The 19,221-nt window shown below is 29.5% G+C and carries 16 protein-coding genes; all 16 read left to right on the forward strand.

Annotated elements, in window-relative coordinates:
• The first annotated feature begins 57 nt into the window (after positions 1-57).
• The 16 genes from DK442_RS14795 (at position 58) to DK442_RS14870 (ending at position 19,214) form a co-directional block, all read left to right on the forward strand.
• Positions 58-1,503, forward strand: coding sequence for a nicotinate phosphoribosyltransferase (locus DK442_RS14795; RefSeq protein WP_109436662.1), 1,446 nt, complete (start codon positions 58-60; stop codon positions 1,501-1,503).
• 232 nt (positions 1,504-1,735) lie between these two features.
• Positions 1,736-2,416, forward strand: a complete 681-nt coding sequence (locus DK442_RS14800) for a LipL32 family surface lipoprotein (RefSeq protein WP_109436663.1) — start codon at positions 1,736-1,738, stop codon at positions 2,414-2,416.
• 206 nt (positions 2,417-2,622) lie between these two features.
• Positions 2,623-3,507: a hypothetical protein gene (locus DK442_RS14805; RefSeq protein ID WP_160114194.1), complete on the forward strand. Its 885-nt coding sequence runs from the start codon at positions 2,623-2,625 to the stop codon at positions 3,505-3,507.
• A gap of 76 nt (positions 3,508-3,583) precedes the next feature.
• Positions 3,584-7,024, forward strand: a complete 3,441-nt coding sequence (locus DK442_RS14810) for a VIT domain-containing protein (RefSeq protein WP_160114195.1) — start codon at positions 3,584-3,586, stop codon at positions 7,022-7,024.
• Positions 7,025-7,302: 278 nt separating this feature from the next.
• Positions 7,303-8,559, forward strand: a complete 1,257-nt coding sequence (locus tag DK442_RS14815) for an ankyrin repeat domain-containing protein (RefSeq protein ID WP_109436666.1) — start codon at positions 7,303-7,305, stop codon at positions 8,557-8,559.
• A 25-nt stretch (positions 8,560-8,584) separates the two neighbouring features.
• On the forward strand, positions 8,585-10,120 hold the full coding sequence (locus DK442_RS14820) for a hypothetical protein (RefSeq protein WP_109436667.1): 1,536 nt from the start codon (positions 8,585-8,587) through the stop codon (positions 10,118-10,120).
• 1 nt (position 10,121) lies between these two features.
• On the forward strand, positions 10,122-10,460 hold the full coding sequence (locus tag DK442_RS14825) for a hypothetical protein (RefSeq protein ID WP_109436668.1): 339 nt from the start codon (positions 10,122-10,124) through the stop codon (positions 10,458-10,460).
• A gap of 208 nt (positions 10,461-10,668) precedes the next feature.
• Entirely contained in the window at positions 10,669-11,304 is a 636-nt protein-coding gene (locus tag DK442_RS14830; RefSeq protein ID WP_160114196.1) for a DKNYY domain-containing protein, read from the forward strand.
• A 25-nt stretch (positions 11,305-11,329) separates the two neighbouring features.
• Positions 11,330-13,093: a histidine kinase gene (locus tag DK442_RS14835; protein WP_109436670.1), complete on the forward strand. Its 1,764-nt coding sequence runs from the start codon at positions 11,330-11,332 to the stop codon at positions 13,091-13,093.
• On the forward strand, positions 13,086-13,820 hold the full coding sequence (locus tag DK442_RS14840; protein ID WP_109436671.1) for a LytTR family DNA-binding domain-containing protein: 735 nt from the start codon (positions 13,086-13,088) through the stop codon (positions 13,818-13,820). The genes DK442_RS14835 and DK442_RS14840 overlap by 8 nt, the downstream gene beginning before the upstream one ends.
• A gap of 233 nt (positions 13,821-14,053) precedes the next feature.
• Positions 14,054-14,572 (forward strand): hypothetical protein, encoded by a 519-nt coding sequence (locus tag DK442_RS14845; RefSeq protein ID WP_160114197.1) that lies wholly within the window; start codon positions 14,054-14,056, stop codon positions 14,570-14,572.
• Positions 14,573-14,617: 45 nt separating this feature from the next.
• Positions 14,618-15,298 (forward strand): hypothetical protein, encoded by a 681-nt coding sequence (locus tag DK442_RS14850; RefSeq protein WP_109436673.1) that lies wholly within the window; start codon positions 14,618-14,620, stop codon positions 15,296-15,298.
• A 6-nt stretch (positions 15,299-15,304) separates the two neighbouring features.
• A complete protein-coding gene (locus DK442_RS14855; RefSeq protein ID WP_160114198.1) occupies positions 15,305-15,610 on the forward strand; it encodes a hypothetical protein in 306 nt (101 codons plus the stop codon).
• 118 nt (positions 15,611-15,728) lie between these two features.
• A complete protein-coding gene (locus DK442_RS14860; RefSeq protein ID WP_109436675.1) occupies positions 15,729-17,552 on the forward strand; it encodes a WG repeat-containing protein in 1,824 nt (607 codons plus the stop codon).
• Positions 17,553-17,673: 121 nt separating this feature from the next.
• Positions 17,674-18,381 carry a hypothetical protein gene (locus DK442_RS14865; RefSeq protein WP_109436676.1) on the forward strand — a complete coding sequence of 236 codons (708 nt, stop codon included), beginning with the start codon at positions 17,674-17,676 and terminating at the stop codon, positions 18,379-18,381.
• Entirely contained in the window at positions 18,378-19,214 is an 837-nt protein-coding gene (locus DK442_RS14870) for a hypothetical protein (RefSeq protein ID WP_109436677.1), read from the forward strand. The genes DK442_RS14865 and DK442_RS14870 overlap by 4 nt, the downstream gene beginning before the upstream one ends.
• The last annotated feature ends 7 nt before the right edge of the window (positions 19,215-19,221 follow it).

Genomic DNA, 19,221 nt, shown 5'->3' on the forward strand with positions numbered 1-19,221 from the left:
TTCAATTCTAAGATAAAAGTTATATTTGCGTGTAATTAACGCAAAATAATATTAAGAATGAATCCATTACTATTAACAGACGGTTATAAATTAGGTCATAGAGAGCAATACCCAGAAGGTACTACTTTAGTATATTCTAACTGGACGCCTCGAAAAAGCAGAGTAGAAGGAGTGGATAATGTTGTGTTTTTTGGACTACAATACCTTATTAAGGAGTATTTAATTAAACGATTTAATCAGGACTTCTTTAATCAACCCAAAGAGGATGTTGTAACAGAGTATAAGAAATATGTTGATCATTATTTAGGAGTAGATTATAATACATCTCATATAGAGGACTTACATGATTTAGGATATTTGCCGATAGAAATCAAAGCATTACCAGAAGGTTCAGAAGTACCTATTCGGGTACCTATGTTCACCTTGGTAAACACAAAACCAGAGTTTTTCTGGTTAACAAACTACTTAGAAACCTTGTTATCTAATATTATCTGGCAGCCTTGTACATCTGCAACCATAGCAAAGCAATATAGAAAAATATTAAATAAATATGCATCAGAAACAGATCAAGAGAATTTAGAATTTGTGACTTGGCAAGGACATGACTTTTCTATGAGAGGAATGTCTGGTACAGAATCTTCTATATTGAGTGGTATGGGACATGCCCTTGCTTTTTCAGGAAGTGACACTCTTCCGGTAGCTAAAGCTTTTGAAACTTTTTATAATACAGATGTAACCAAAGAACTGGTTATCGGTAGTGTAAATGCAACAGAACATAGTGTAATGTGTGCTGGTAGTAAAGATGATGAAATCGGAACCTTCCGAAGATTATTAGAAACCTATCCTACTGGGATTTTATCGGTAGTATCAGACACCTGGGATTTATGGAAAGTACTTACAGAATATCTTCCACAACTAAAAGAGGAAATTCTAGGGAGAGAGGGTAAACTGGTTATCCGACCAGATTCTGGAGATCCTGTAGACATCATTTGCGGATGTGAAGATGAAAGTCCAATAGTTTCTAAAGGAGTTATAGAATTACTATGGGATGAATTTGGAGGCACTATAAATGATCAGGGTTATAAAGTACTTAATCCTAAAATAGGAGCAATTTATGGAGACAGTATTACTATTGAAAGAGCAACACAAATTTGTGAACGACTTAAAGAGAAAGGATTTGCATCAACAAATGTGGTTTTAGGAATAGGGAGTTTTACTTATCAGTATAATACAAGAGATACGTTTGGATTTGCAATGAAAGCTACTTATGTAGAAGTTAAGGGTGAAGGGAGAGAAATTTTTAAAGACCCGATTACCGATGACGGCACAAAGAAATCAGCTAAAGGTTTGATTAAGCTATTTAGTGAAAATGGACGAATCAATTATAAAGATGAAGTATCTAGAGAGGAAGAAAGTAAAGGACTTTTACAAAAAGTTTTTGTTGACGGAGAATTAATTATCGATGATAGCCTAATGAAAATTAGAGAAAGATTGCTTAGTTAAAAGAATTAATAAAATTTGAGGAGTAAGATGTTTGAAATAATTTTTTAGCAATAGTAGGTTTTCTAATGTATAATTTGAGTTTATGGATAAAAAGAAAATACAATGTTCAAATTCGCAAATAAAAGTTAAATCATATCGAATATGAATTCATAAAAACCAATTATGGATTACCACTTATGATAATCGTTAACTACTACTACTTTAGCTTCAAATAATAATAAACACATTAAAAATGAAAATCAAAATTTCAATCTTATTATTAGCATTTGCTATTGGTAGTACTTTTACAGCAGAAGCTCAAAAAATTAAAAAATTCGGGAGTTCTATTGAAAAGAAAATAGGACCAAAAACTATTAAAGTTCCTTATACAGATGTAGTTTCTTATTTAGGACATGCAGCGGTAAATACAGAAGATGAAGTAAGAGATGGTAAGAAATTTTATTATATCTATGTTTGGATTCCTGCAGTGGCACCAGAATTAGGTTTACGTATGATGTCTCCAGCAAAAAAGGTTAAAGTTAAAGATCCTATTAAAGGAGCTACCTATGATGCTAATGCAGGATCAGGAGATTATTTTGATACATATATTACTTTAGAAAGATCAGATATCATTACTAAGGCTGGTATTAGTAATGCTGCAAATGCAAACTGGCACACATTAGCAAAAAATGATGATAGCGGTGAGATGCCTAAGCAACCTAGCGGAAGATCTTATAACTCTCTTTTACGTTACAAAAGTAAAGTGAGTGATCCTCTTAATGCATTAACAGTAGGACTATATAGAATTGGTTTTACAACCTATAAAACAGGAGAAGTAAAAGGTACTTTCTTAGCACAAATTGGTTCCCCTGTAAAGTTGCCAGGTGTAGTTATGGCAAAAACGATTGATGAGTTATTAGCTCAAATGAATTAATACATTTTACCTGAATTTTAGATTACTATATGATTTCTTGTCCTGGTGGTAGTAGCAAAAGAAGGACTTGATTTTCAAACAATAGGAGAAATGTTTTTCGAGAAGGTGTATACAGTTTAATATGTATACACCTTTCTTTTTTAAACTAAAATCTTTCTGATGATATGCTTAAAAAAAGACTATTAATTGTTGTTCTTGTTATATTAATGAGCGTAATCATTTTTTTGATATACTTGGCGTTTCAAACAAATGAACATAATACAATACAAGTAAAAGATAGTGTAAATGAAATATCATTAGATGCTACTCAAAAAAACGATACGATATTTCACACACAGCCAAGTATACTATCAAATACATACAATGGGTTTAACTCTCCAAAAGCAATTAATGCTATTGCTGCAATAGAGAATGAGTATTTTACTAATGTGAAAAAGACATTTAGTAAATATTATGGTACGATTTGGCAAACCAATGCAAAAAATAGATACAGAGTCGGAGATACTATAAATGAGTTTGAAAGATATAAGATGCAAGCTCAACAGAATGATATAAAAGTAGATAGTATGCATTGCACCATATATGCAGTCAAAGGACTAGAGGCTGGACTAGGAGTTGAAAGATTTGAAATTTTAGAAAAGTATCACAAAAAAATATGGAAAGAGAGAGAACATGCTGGATGGAGTATCGCATACATACTTACAACATATTTTAATTGGACTGCTTTTTTGGTAATTTCTAAGGATTCAGAAGAGTATTCTTCTGCAAGTAATAATTTTAAAAAGAAACGAAAATATGATGTCTGGAAACAACCAGATATTCCCATTCAAAAAATGTTTGTTATAGAAAATGATCAAAAACAAATTGATAGTCTATTATTACAAAATGAATTTGGTTGGGGGTTTAGTAAGCAAGGTTGGCATACTTGGATTACTAGATTTGATATAGTAAAGGAGTGTAATTGGGAGGCAGCTCCTTCTTGGGAGTATCAAAAAGAATGGGAAAAACCATTATTCATTTCCACAAAATTTAGAAAATACAAAGATTACGCTTCACATATTATAGTGTTTCCTCCTAAAATTGAACAATAAACTAAAAAGAATACATAAGAACCATTTTTTAAGACTAATGGTGTTAGTTTTGAAACAAATACGATACTTTAGAAAGATGAGAATACTTATACTTTTGATATTTACTACTCCTTTTTGTATCTGTGGTCAAACCACGTTGATAGACTCTAAGGATGCAGATAGCCTTTCTATTAAAGAGATGAAAATACATACGAGTGTGGTGGGAGATATTGGAGTAACACAATACACCATAGAAATTTTTAATCATTCACAAAGGCAATTATCGGGGGAGCTACAGTTTCCTTTATCAGATCATCAAACTATAGTAGGATATGCTTTAGATATTAATGGAGAACTTAGAGAGGCTGTTGCTGTGGATAAGGCAAAAGGACGAGCCGCTTATGAAACTATTGTAAGTCGTAATATTGATCCAGGTTTGGTAGAAAAGACTGAAGGCAATAATTTTAAAACAAGAATATACCCAATTCCAGCAAAAGGAAGTAGAACAATCAGATTAGATGTTTTAGATAAATTGACTTGGGATAATGGTAATTTATTGGTGGATTTAACTTTAGATTTTAAAGAAAAAATAGCCAAAAAAGATATACAAATTGATTTCATTGGATTCACAGAAAATCTAGAGTTGTCAGGAGTAGAGTCGTTTACTACAAAAAAGAATAAAGAGCTTATTTCTATCACATCTACAACTACAAAAGAGGTTCATATTATTGCGACTCCAAAACAAAAAAGGTTCACTTTTTATCAAAAACATGAGAATGATTATTTTTATTATAACAGTACTCCAGTACCTAGTATAGAAAACGAAAACATAGTACCAAAAAGTATTACGATATTGTGGGATCATTCTCGATCCAGAAAGGGATTGGTAGATAAAGAAATACTATTTTTAAAAGAACTTTGTAAACGAATTGCTACTGTTGATATAAGCATAATATTGTTTAATACCGAAGTGACTTCTATAAGAGAAATAAAAGTAAGGAATGCAAATACTAGAAAACTAGAACGACTTTTAAAAGATATCGCATATGATGCCGCAACGCAATATGGTTGTGTAGACGAAATCCCAAAATCAGACATGTATATTTTGTGTAGTGACGGTTTAACCAATTTTGGTGATATTACGTTTAAATCTGCAGTATCACCTCTATATACAGTTACATCACAAGCATCGAATAATCCTGCAAAACTTAAAGTGATTGCCAGAGACAATGGAGGAGTATATTTAAACCTAGAACTTCAATCTATAACAGCTGCATTGTCTGTGTTGATGAATAATTCAGTAGTTTTTTCTGGATATAAAGAAAAGCAATTAATAGAATATTATCCAAAATCGAACACTCGAATTGACAGATCACATTTTAGATCTGTGGTTAGAGGAACCGAGTTGGTCACAACTTCTCCTGTGTTTGATAAATATAAAAAGCTTAATGTTTCTGTTACTCCGCTAGAGATTGATCATAAAATAATCGATCTAAAGCGTTTCTTAGCTATTGAAAAAGTAAAGGAGTTAAGTCTATATCCTAAAGAAAACAAGGAACAATTACTATCCTTAGCATTAAAGTATCACCTATTAACAGAATTCACTTCTTTAATTGTATTAGAAACTTTTGAAGACTATATTACTAATGAAATAATACCTCCTAACGAAGAGTGGCAAAAACAATATGCTGATAATCTTAAATTAGCAAGATTAAAGAAGCAATTAGAAAAGTTAGAAGCTTTTGAAGATCAAATGGATGCATTATCAGAATTACTTATTTGGAGATATCCTGATCAAGAAGATACGCTAGAGGAAACATTTGATAAAAAAGAGAAGGATTTAGAGAAGAAATATGATCGTATGGATGATGAATATGATCAAATAGAAAGATATTTAGATTCAATAGATGCCTTACGTTTACCAAAGCAATTAGATCCCATAATTGACCAAAATTTTGAAGAATCAACAGCAGAAGATGCTACAATTACTATTAAAGTAATACAACAAGGAGATAATTACTTAGTTACAGGAATAGTCGAAGATGGTCTACCTTTGCCAGGAGTCAATGTATTTGTTGAAGGTCAGAATATAGGAACAGTGAGTGATTTTGATGGAAATTTTTCGTTAGAAGTACCTCCTGGAAGTGTCTTAAATTATTCTTTTATTGGTTTTGATACTGTAGAGAAAGAAGTTGTAATAGGTGATCATAGTATAATAATGCCTTCATCAGAAGCAATGTTGGAAGAAGTTGTTATTGCTGGTTTTTCTGAAAAAAAAGCAACGTATAAAGATGGTAATGATTTCCTTGTTAGCGCACCCAATATTGACGATTACCAAATTTTTGGATATAAAGAACAATTGTTTATCAAGAAAAAAGATAACCATATTGTTTTAGGGAGTAATCCATTGGTTTTTGTGGATTACGAAGTTGATGATTTTGCTAATATAGAATGGGAAGAAGGAAAAGGCGAATTGAACTATTTAGATTGGGATGAGGTATTTTCTCTAGAAATTATACCAAGAGAAGCATCAAGACAATTGGCAGGAACATTAGGAAATGACGGAATTATTTTTGTATACACCAAGGACTTTGTAGAAGACCAAAGAATTACAATTCCTATAAACATTAATAAACATATCAAACACGAGCTTTCTAAAAAAGTATGGACAGATATACCAGAATCGTTACAAAAAATAAAGAAATATGATCCAGAGAAGCGGTATATAAAATATTTGAATTTAACTACCCAGGAAAAACAACCTGCTGGATTTTATATGGCTGCAGGAAGTATCTTTGCCCAAGATGCTCCAGATCTGGCGGCTAAGATTTGGTCAAATATAGCCGAGATACAATTAGATAATCATGAAAACATCAGAACTTTGGCGTATCAATTGCGTTCTATAGGAAAATATAAAGAGTCAGTACCTTTGTTTCAGAAAATATTAGAAGTAAGACCAGATGAACCTATTGCACATCGGGATCTGGCAGTAACCTATGGATTACTAAAAGAATATAACAAAGCAGCAGAAATATTAAGGAATGCACTGGACGGTAATTGGATAGAAAGAAATCATGACCCTTATGATTATACAGAGGTAATGAACACTTTGTACAATGATTATCATTCAATTTTAAAGAAAGAAAAACATACCAAAAAAAGCAAGTATATAATTTCAGGAGATCTAAGAGTTGTTCTTACATGGACATCCAGTGATACCGATATTGATTTACATCTTATTACTCCATCAGGAAAAGATTTTTATTATGGTAATGATGAGTCTGATAATATAAGATATAATACAGATATTACAGATGGTTATGGTCCCGAAGAAATTATAGTTAAAAAAGCAGAAAAAGGGACATATACAATTATGATTGACTTTTTTGCAGATCGTCAACAAACCATTCATGGTCCGGTAGGCCTATCCATAGAAATGTATAAATATTTTGGAACAGAAAAGGAAGAACGAACAGAAAAAGTTCTAACCTTGACAAAAAAAGCAAAAAATATACAGGGGGCTATCATTAAGTTTTAAATAACATTTGGCCTATGATCAATCTGCCAATAAAACTTCAAACGAATATTAATTCGATCGCTACAAATATGACTTAGCGTATTCTACCATTCTAAAAAAGAAATATTTTTAACGTATTACTTGTGGGAGTATTAGTTAGTAAGCCAAAACATTAATGACCTAAGAATTACCAGTTTTATTCATATTATGTTGTTAGTGAAATATGAATATAAGCATTTGGGTCATTTTCATTATTGTTTTGGCTTTTTTTTTGAATATTTTACTTTAAAAATTAAAAAATGGTACGTTTCAATTGCATTTTTATTCTAATCATAACGATAATATCTTGTGGTAAACCATCAACAGAAAGTATTGAAAACATTATTAAAAAAGATAATGTAAATCAATTTGAAAAAATTCTTATGGATGTAGATAGAGATACGCTGCAATTTTTTAATGGAAGAAATATTCTTCACATTGCTTTAGAGCATCAGGCATCCAAAATTTCTAAAAAATTGATTGAGGAAGAATATAAGCTTAATGCAGTTGATTCTAGCGGCCATACTCCTTTATTAATAGCATTACTTAATGACAATGAAGTAGAAATAGAATATTTATTAGAGAAAGAAATAGATTTGGATATTATAGATTCTTTAAACGGTTATGCAAGTATGCATTATGCAATTGTAAAAAACGACTATGAACTTGTTGATAAACTATTAAAAAAAGGAGCGAATCCAAATACTAAAAGTCTGGTGTATGATAAAACACCATTACACCTTGCGGTAGAGTCTAATCAGGACAATATTGTAGAGTTACTTCTAAAAAATAAAGCTACAGATACGATTAAAGATATTAATGACAATACAGTTCTGGATTTGGCAATTAGATCAAATCATCCAAAAATTTCTACAATATTCTTTGATAAATTTTCATTAGACCAAAAAAGAAAATTATTTTTAAACGAATCAAGAAAATCAAATACTTCTGAGTTATTATCAAAATGGATCAATCAGGATTGGGTGACTAAGGAAATGTTACATGAGGCTTTTATATTTGTTAAGGATACTACCATTGCCAAAATGTTTTTGGACCACCATGTTAATGTAAAATATATCTCAAAAGAGTATGAATATGGAGCAATACATCATGCTGCAATACGAGGAGATGTAGAAATGCTAACATTTTTATTGGATAATGGTGCTGATATAAATCAAACATCATTAACTTCTAAAATAAGCCCTTTAATGCACGCCGCAAGACTTTATGATAATATAAATAGTTTAAACCAAAATGTAGGAGGAAGCTCAATCTCTGTAAAGGATTTTTTCTATGATGCTATGGCTATGAGTAAAGATAAGACCGTAGATAATAGTTTAGAATGCGTTAAGACCATTATAGAACGTAAAGCTAATATCCACTATATAAATCCAAATAAAGAAAATGCTCTGTACTATGCAATAGCTTCAAAAAATGAAAAAGTAAAAGAACTATTACTAGAGAATGAAGTAAAAGAATCAAAGGAATATAAAGAACTTTCACCTTGGAAAAAATGAAGTAATCGTTAAGAGTTAGAACATAATGAAACAAAGTAAGATATACTGTATAGTCACTGGTATTTATATGTTTTTGATAGGAAATGTAATCCAGGCAAGTGAATGCTATCATTATCATACCCCTCATTTTTATGAATTATTTTCAGAAAATGGAAAGCTAGTATTTCAACATACCGTAAAGGATCCAAATAGAGTAAGTTATGTGTCTAGGGATAAAATAATACTTAAGAATATAGATGCTGAAAATTTTAAAATTTTAGAAGAAAATGAAGAATTCTTTTTGTTTACCACTGCTGAAGGGTACTTTATAGCAGAAAAAAAAGAGAACGAAATTAAAGAATATGGTGTAAGTAAAATTGGTGATTTAGAAATTATTTCAGAGACTGTTGGGGTTAATTTTATATGTAAGAATGATGTATGGAAATATATTGTGCCTAAAAGTTATTCGGCAGAATTTATAGAGAAGGTTATTACCAAGATGCCAGGTGATTTGGAAGTGATAACCAACTTACCAAGAAAGGGACTATTCATGAAGAATAGTCAATATGTATATCTTTTTAATGAAGAACAACTCACATTTTCTGTTGTTCCAGATCTTTTGGGTAAAACTACACAATTCGTCCCTATTACAGATAGACATCAGCATGGAAATAGTTTTTTATTTGATAAAGATACTTTTTATCGTGTCGGAGTACATGAAATCGAAAATATGACATTGGATTTTAACACTCAACAATCAGGAACCACTTTTGATACTCTGGAAATCATACAACAAGAATCCGGAATATCATTAGATACCAAAAATGGTACGATATGGATTTATAGAAAAGGAGGAGTTCATCTTGCTAATAACCATAACGTACATTTTGTTCCTATAGAAGCTTCTTATCTTAATGAGTTTAAAGAACTAATACGATATGATAATAAGGTATATAAGGACATGTATTATATTATAAACAAACAAAAACCTATAGATATTTCTGTAGTTAAAGATATCAATAACCTGCACATGGAAACAGAGTATATCTATACTGATGGGATACAGAAATATGTTTACGACTATGATGCAAATAAATTTAGGATACTTCCTTGGTTAGAAGGTAGTTCAAAATATTTCACTTCTATCAATACTTACAATTTTTTAGGAAATAATGGGATATATGTTGGTATTTCCTCAATTCATTTTCTTTCAGGAAATATTCCTAAAAAGGAAGCTCCAAGAGTTTCTCACACCTCTAGAATAAAAGATCTTACGTTAGGGTATGCTTATGATGATAAACTGTTGATTGAGAATAAGGAAATTAAAAATATAGCAGATAGAGAAAGTATTTTGTTTCTTGGGTCTACGGTAGATGTAATTTCTGGATGCGATGGAGGAGAAGGCCAATATCCTGTAGAAATTGATGTGTATTATTTTTTTAAAGACGATAAAGGGATATATTCATATAATACATATTTTCCGAAAAAAATGAGACATTTAGGACATCTAAAACCAGAAGATTATAAAGAAGGTAATTATGATCAATTAATGCAACTTATGACAGAGACGAAAGAAATGTAAGATGAAAAAAGTAATAATAACCGAGAGTATAATACCTTTTTTACTTCTTGTTGTATTTTGTTCTCAGATATATTCCTGGTGTTTAACAGCTCCTAACATTGGTGTTGCCTATAATAAATATAGCACATATTTACATTTAGAAAAACAAAAAATAAAAGCGTCAGACGATATACTTTTTATCAAGAAAAGGATGAGTCAGATATTAGAACAAATAGAAGATAAAGATCGAGAGAAACATAAGTTTGCTCAGCGTTTGTTTAGTATTATACCAATACAAATAATTATAATTTTGATTACTATAGTTTTATATGCTTGGCGAATAAAAAAAAGAGCATATTAGATCACTTATTTCAATTGATAAAGTTCGAATATAGATTAAGGTTGTATGAATATAAATTGAGATATTATATAATTAAAAACATACCGTAACTTTATAATATATATAATTAAAAAATAAGAAGCATAGTATATTGTTTATAAGGCTAATCATATTGTTTACAGCTTTTATTTATTTCTTTTTTAGTTGTAAAACAAAAGAAGTTCAAAAGGTGGTAGAAGAAATTCCAGAAGAAGTTGAAGTTCTAGAAGAGGATATTGAAACCAATAGAGAGAAAAAAATTGCGACTATTGTTTCTAGATTAGATAGTATTCACAGAGAATTGGATTGGAGAAAACTAAAACATAACCTATATACCAATAAGAATAAAGAAATAGGTTTTCAAATACCATATGCGACTGAGGTAGGAGTGACAGTGTCATATATAACACATATTGCTTTTGAAGAGAAAGAAATATCTCTACATAAAATAATAGATACCGTGACATTTACTCATATTGGAAGTACTTTTTATAAAGACAAGAATCATATTTATCATTATTATGATATGGCATATGGTGGTAAGTTTTATATTTACAATAAGGCCGATTATAGCTCATTTAAAGTATTAGGAGATAACTATGCCAAGGACAAAAATTATATATTTGGCGAAAGAGCAGGTATTTTAAACCATGTAGATTATAAGACATTTAGGGCAACAAAAGGATCAGGGCCATATGCAAAGGATAAGAATGGATATTACTTTTGGGATGAATTGATATATACAAATAAAGAAATAGAGAATGTATTTGGCAAAAAATCAATTTCTGTAAAAGAATTATCGAATTTATTAAGAAACAATAATTAAAACTATATTCTCTTATACATTTTCAATGCAGAATATTAAGAACGTTATACTATTTACACTTTTTATATGTTTTTTTTCTAAAACGTACACTCAGGATAGTAATCAAAAACCAATAGAAGATCAGGAACTTAAGAACGTAGAGAATCTTTTTGAAGATAAGAACTATGAAGATGTAGAACAGTTTTTTAAAGAGAGAGATTATGATAAAGTAATTAATATTTTAGGAAAAAAAGAAGTGGATAGTAAGCTTTCGATGAGAGAGTACTATTTATTAGCACGTTCCTATGCTAGAATTGGTCAATACTCTAATGGATATACATTAGCTATCCAGATGTATGAAAAGTCTTCAGCAAAAAAGGATACTGCAAACTTGGTTATTGCTTATAATTTAAGAGTAGAGAACCTTACTGATATGAGTAAGGTTAAAGAGGGAGTGAGATTATGTGATGAGGCAGGTACAGTATTTAGAGTTCAGGATTCGATAGAACTTCAAAAGCTATGTTTTAAATGCGGAGTATTATATTATTATGATAAAGATTATGATAAAGCATATGATACATACAATAAAATCACAAAAAAAGAATATCGAAAATTACCAGTGTTTACAGGCAATTATGGATTAGTATTAATGGGATTAAAAAAATGGGATGAAGCTATTGTTAATTTTAAAAACGCATTAAAATATAAGTACGAGTCTAAAGATGTAAAAGAAATAAACATAACATTATCTAATATAGGTCTGGCATATATTAAACAAAAGAAATGGAAAGAAGCTAAGATGTTTTTAGATTCTGCTCATCGCTCCTTTACATTAGAAAGTCAAATAAGAGGACACAAAACCCTTAATGAAAATTACTTTTTATTATATAAAGGACAGAAAAAAATAGATACTGCTCTAGAATATCTTGAACGTATTAACGATTGGAATGAAGAGATATTTAGAGAAAAAATTAACGAAAAAATATATTCATTAGAAAACTCTAATAAAAGAGAACATATTCTGAAGAAAAAAGTAAAGGTAATTGATGATGAATTAATAACATCTCAAAAGCAAAAATTATGGGGAGCGGTTATTTTACTATTCATTATTCTTGTCTTACTCTCTATAGTATTCATTTTTGCATATAATAGAATTAGAACAGCCCATGAGAATATATTAACAGAGCAGAAACTCTTAAGATCTCAAATGACTCCTCATTTTATTTTCAATTCACTTTCTGTTTTACAAGGTATGATTCTTAATAATGAGGAGAAAAAAGCAGTACTTTATTTGTCAAAATTTTCTAAATTATTGCGTTTGATTTTAGAGAGTTCGAGAGAGAAATTAGTTTACATACAAGAAGAATTAGAAGCGCTACAAAATTATATGGATTTACAAAATATGGGATCTAAAAATAGTTTTAAATATACGCTTCAATTGGATGACAATATCCAGGAAATAGGACTATTAATTCCTCCAATGCTTATTCAACCTTTTGTTGAAAATGCAATTATTCATGGATTTAAAAATAATGTTGAAGATCCCGAAATATCTATCGAAATTTCATTTAAAGAAAATAAGCTTGTTTGTTTAATAAAGGATAACGGTGTTGGTATAGATAATGGAGAAAAAATACCAATGAGTGATAAAAAATCATTAGCTACCAAAATAACATCTGAAAGGTTGAAAATTATATCAAAAAAATTTAAAGTACCTTCAGGAGTGTTTATACAAAACCGTAGTGTGTTTAATGAAAAAGGAACACAAGTAACATTAACTTTACCCTATAAAATAGATCAAAATGACTAAAGCTTTAATTGTAGAAGACGAATTGTATATCAGGAAAGGGTTACTATCAATGATTGAAAGCCTGGATAAGGATATTAATATTTTAGGAGAATGTGAATCGGTCAAAGATGCTGTTACCGTTGCAAAGGCTTGTAAACCGGATTTGATCTTCCTGGATATAAATTTAAAAGATGGTAATGCTTTTGATTTTTTAGAACAAACAAGTGCATTGACTTTTAAAATTATTTTTATTACTGCCTATGAGCAATATGCTTTGCAAGCATTAAAAAATGGAGCTGTAGATTATATCTTAAAACCTGTAGATATTACAGAGTTAGAAAATGCAATAGATAAAGCAATTAATATAGATATATCTCAACAAAAAGAACAATTACAAATTGTTAAAAATCAACTTATCAATAGGCAAAAGAACAAATTAGTTCTTAGGTTACAAGAAGGATTTCAAGTTATTAATTTTGATTCACTTATTTATTGTAAATCAGACAAAGGGTATACTACTTTTTACTTATCAGATGGTAAATCTTATATGGCTTCTAAACCTATAAAAGAATTTGAGAGTCAACTACCAAATGAAAGATTTATCAGAACACATCAATCTTTTATGGTAAATCTGGATTATGTTGATAAATATGACAAAAATGGATATGTCATTTTGAAATCTGGGGAAAAAATACCTGTTTCATCACGAAAAAAAGATGAATTCGTATCAAAGCTATTGAATGGATAATAACAGCCATTTTTCTAGTTTAAAATGAGAACTTTTCAAATATAAATCAAACACTATCGAATATTGATTCATCATTCTGTTTCTTAAGAGGAACTGGTACTTTTGACATATTAAACCAAATAGCATAGTAGTATTTGGATGCTATTATTAGTCGTATAACAACAAGAGTATTAGATTTTATTTATATAGGAAAAGAAATGAGATTAAAAATGATCGTGCTATTTCTCTTATGCATGTTTACACTGCAGTCATGTAAACAGGATAATTACATTATTTCTGTTACAGATTTTAATAAAATAGAGAGAGATTTGACCGAGAAGTTTGGACTATATTCGTATTATACAGATCTATCAATTGTCTACAATGAAAACATAGGTCATGTTATTAATGTCGTAGTAACGGATAAACCTGAATCATTACAGATGAAAGGCTGGGTGAAAACTGATGATGATTGGAAAAATGTCTCAGAGGTAAGTTTAGAACTTAAAAAAGGAAGGATAGAAGATTATATGTTCACTTTAAATGAAGAAGTAAGCATGGATATGATAGAAAATTTGGTAAATACTTCTATAAGAGAAATAAGAGAAAAAGAAAAGGCTGAGACTCCGGTTTTAGGATCGGTATCTGTTACATCTCCTAATGATGGTGATAAATCTAAAATGGGATACACTATTGAAATCAAATCTGAAATAGGTAAAACTTTCGATTTCTTCTATAACCTCGAAGGAGATTTAGTAGAGCAATGGAATTGATTTTAAATTGTTTTTAAGATCTAAATTTAACGAAAGACAACTTTAATGAATTTTTTTAGCAAGCTTTTTGGAAAAAAAAATACTCAAGAAGAAAAAAAAATAAGATCTAATAGAGATTCTATATCTACTGAGTCAAAAACCGTAACTCAAAAAGAAGAGGATCACGAATTATATCCTTTTCTTTCCCAAATAGATTATGAAGGGTTGATTCCTAATAATTTTATTGTTCCATTCCTTGATCATTATAACTCTGATGAACCTAAAGTGGTAATCAGCTATGTAACATCTACTCAAGATGATCTTTGGATGCTAGATTCTAATGATCAAACAGAAGAACAATTTCGCTTGATTATGGATACCGCGCAGATCAATATTGAGAAGTTAGAATTAAAATACACCACACAAAAAGTATTTGACCATAAAGTCATCGGTTTTCAAAGGCATACGTTTACTTGTGAAAAAATACTGGATCAAAATTTTATGATTCATATTCAAAAGGAATTAAATGCTGATTCAATATTGGTTTCTATTCCAAGACGTAGTAAAATGTTGATATGTGATCAGGGTGCAGAGGAAACTATTAAGTCTAAATTTATGAATTTTCATTATGCGACTTACCTTTCTGATGAAGAAGATATTGAACAAATATGTGAAGATATATTCGTAATAAAAAACGGAGAAATAGAAGGTGTTTTATATATGAATCAGGATCATAAAAAAAATTGATAGATAATGAAAAATTTCTATTTCATTATAAAATCGATGGGTGTTGGACTTCTTGTATATAGTATAGCAGGGTTGATACTAGCCTGCGTGTTAGTCAATGTTTTTAGTAGTGATCATCCACATAGTATGGAGCACCTTTTATATCTTTTTATACCAGGAATTGGTTCGATAGTAGGATTGAGTTTGGGATTAATTTTGTCAATATTTAATTTAAAAACATATATAATTACTCGCGTGCTAAAGCAACTGATTATAAGTGTCCCCATTGGTGTTATAGTTTTTTTTATAGTTGTAGAATTTTTTCTATCCTAGAATTTTTAGATACAAAATAGCATTACTATATACTTTAAAAACAATGTGTGATGCTCTAATAAAAAAAGCGAATTTGTAGAGGTAATGAATTAAAATAATAGATTTAAAATAATAAGAAATGAAAAATACACTTTTGATAGCAGCACTATTTTTAATATGTAGTTGTAGCAGTTCTGGCAATGGAGATCAAGAAGTGATATCAGATTATCTTTCAGAAATGGATGGTGAAAATTTGGAAGAGGTAAAGGAAGGGATGAAAGAGAATTTGAAAGGCCTTAAATCTTTCATAAACTTTTTTGATAATACATTCTCAAATGAAATAGAATTTATAGAAGATGAAAGTTTTGATCCTGTTTTTAAAAATGATACTACGATAGTTTCAGTAGTTATAGGTCAGGTGAAAGAAGCTCAGTTTTTCCAAAAATTTAAAGATTATAAATCGCACATTGAATTTGAATTTAAGGATAAGGATTTTATAAACCCCGTTTCAACTATAAAAACTATTAGAGAATATTATAAACCTCAAAAAATATATTATAATAATGGAACGATTGATATAGATAGTATTTCAAAGTATGATGTAAGTTTTGAATATGATACTGTATGGGGAGAGCCATTATTGATAGATAGTATAGATGTAGAATATACTATAAAATACTTGTCAACTTATGATGAAGTAATAGTATCCCTTGATCAACCAAAAGCAAATTATAACGGAGGTGAAATTCTAATAGAAAAAATAAAAGACAATTATGTATATATCACCGCCAGTGATACTCTTAATGCCCCTCTAAAAATAGAAGGATTAAATGAAGAAGGGAAAGTATTGCACTCAAAAGGATATAGTTATACCGACAGAGAACCAAAAGAGGAAAAAGAAGTATTTGCTGAAATGATAGAGTTCTTAGAGGAAACAATAGAAAAACTAGATAATCAAGAGTTTAAGGATACCAAAGAGTTAAAATCTTATATTAAAAAGAATGCTTCAAAGTTGGATTATTTCAAAGATAATGATGGGATGTTTCATCGAGAACTTTATTATGATGGTACTGTAAAAAAAGTAAAACTATATTTCGCAAAAAAATACGAAAAGAAAAAAATACAATTTACCGCTACGACTAATACAAAATTTGGTAAAATGATATATATGCCTACAGAAAACGGAATATCGGTAATGGATAAGAAAAACAATGAACTATTTTCTGTAAAAGGATCTGATTATTATCCTATAAATGATAGGTTTTATGAAGATGATGAGCATTATTATTATTTGAATATAAAGAAAAAGCGAATGGATACTTTGTTTGTCTATGATATAGAAAGTTATGAAAATGGATTAGTGGGTATTCAAAAAAAGGATGAAGGCGATTATAAATTATATTCTAAAGACAATAAAGAGGTTTCTAAACAGGAATATATTTACTTAAAAGAAAAAGGAGATCTGTTATTTGGACGGTCTAATTTTAAGTATTATCATATCGATAAGAAAGGAAAAAGTACTTTGTTAAAGGATGTAGAGGAATTAGGAGATATGGCAGGAGGGATGATCTCTATTAAAAATGAAAATTACCAGTATGGCTTTATAAATGAAAAAGGAAAAATTGTAATCCCAATGATATATGATAAAGTTGGAAACTTTAGTGATGGTTTGGTGCAGGTAAAAAATGAAGATAATAATTATGAAACTCCGGATTATTATGGGTATTTAAATAAAAAAGGGAATAAAGTATTAGGGTTTAAGTATGAGAGAGCTCATGAATTTATTAATGGAATAGCATTGGTGAAATATGATGGGACTTATAAATTTATAGATAAAAAGGGAGAAGTTTGGATTGATACAAAATCAAAAGGAGCTTCTATTAATGGTAAAGGAAGAGAAAGAGTATATAGTTTTAATGATGGATCTAAATATGACTCTTACGGAATTTTAATAACACAATAATTGTATATTGATATTCAAAATAAAAAATATTGTAATGATTTATAAGTGTTTTAGAACGATTAAGTTTATAATATTTTTGACTTGTTTGTGTTGTTTTTCCTCTTTTAGAAAGAAAGAGGTGGTGACAATAGAAGTATTATCCAAAGTAGATATAGTTGCTGAGGCATTAAAACAATTAGGAATACGATATGAAGACTGTTATCCGGAATTTTTAATTGAACAAAAAATACCTTCAAATCAAGATCAAACCATTTTGATTATTCCTAAAATCAATATACTAGAAGAAGATGAAAGTTATTTTTCTCTAGATAGTTATATTCTTATTGTAGATAGCAACACAGGGATTATAAAAAATAAATTTTTTGAAAGTAAGCAATGGGAGTCAGATGCATTGTTTTTAGATGAGATATCTATTGATGTTCCATTATATCAGGTGACAAAAAATCAAACTGCTTTTGGTGTAAGAGTGCGTCACCGAACACAATCTCAACCAAATCCATATACAGAAGAATCAATCTCCTTGTTTTTACCAGTTCAGGATAAGTTGAAGAAAATACTGGACAATTTTATTACGCATGAATATAGCGGAGAGTGGAACATGATCTGTGAGGGTGAATCTACAAGTTCAAAAAAAGTATTAATAATGTCAAGACATCCGACTAATGGGTTTTTTGATATTAAAATAGATCATACCATAACAGAGAGAACAACATTTAAACTAGGAGAACAAGATTGCGAAGAAAAAGAAGAAGTGAAAAAATTTAAAGAACTTCTTGTGTATACTAATAATACATATGAAATTTTGAAAAACAAAGTATCTGAAAAATGAAAAAGAAGTATGGAAGAAATATCGTTTTTCTGATTCCTTTCTTTTTTGCATTTGTTTTTTCATGTGCTAATTCTTCAAAACAACAAGAAAACAAAAGTTTTAGTGAACAAAACCAAGAATTAGTTGTACTCGATACAGTTCTTGGATTAGAAGAAGAAATAACGCCTCAGAAAACTTTTGATTCTATAGCAAGCGGATTAAATTTTAAACCAAAAACAGGGTATAACGCAACAAAAGAACAAATAATAACCGTTAGAAATCGTTTAAGTCGGGAGTATAAAACAGAGACTAATAATAGTAAAAAAGATAGTCTTTTGGATGTAGTTTCTCTATATTTTACAAAATCATTACTCAATGATATTATACCTCATTGGTACGGCACAGAGTGGGACTTTAATGGATATAGTGATATTCCGAATCAAGGCACAATTGCTTGTGGCTATTTTGTGTCAACTACACTTAAACATATGGGACTTAATTTGAATAGATATAAAATGGCACAACAAGCTTCTAGTTTAGAAGTGAAATCAATAGCTATAAACGCAAATAACATAATAGTATCCAAAAACAACAACATAAGTGACACTTTGAAACGACTCAAAGAAGGTGTATACATTGTAGGTCTTGATAATCATGTAGGATATTTGTATTTATATAATGGCAAAACCTATTTTATTCATTCTAATTATATAGATGATAGAGTAATGATAGAATTGACGGATCATTCTCCTGCATTCATGAGTGAAACTTATTATATGATTAATATTACTCATAATACACTGTTGGCCAAAAAATGGCTTGAAAATGAGAAGATTACTATACATGTTAAATAAGTTTAGT

The organism is Aquimarina sp. AU119, assembly GCF_900312735.1.
GTDB lineage: Bacteria > Bacteroidota > Bacteroidia > Flavobacteriales > Flavobacteriaceae > Aquimarina > Aquimarina algiphila.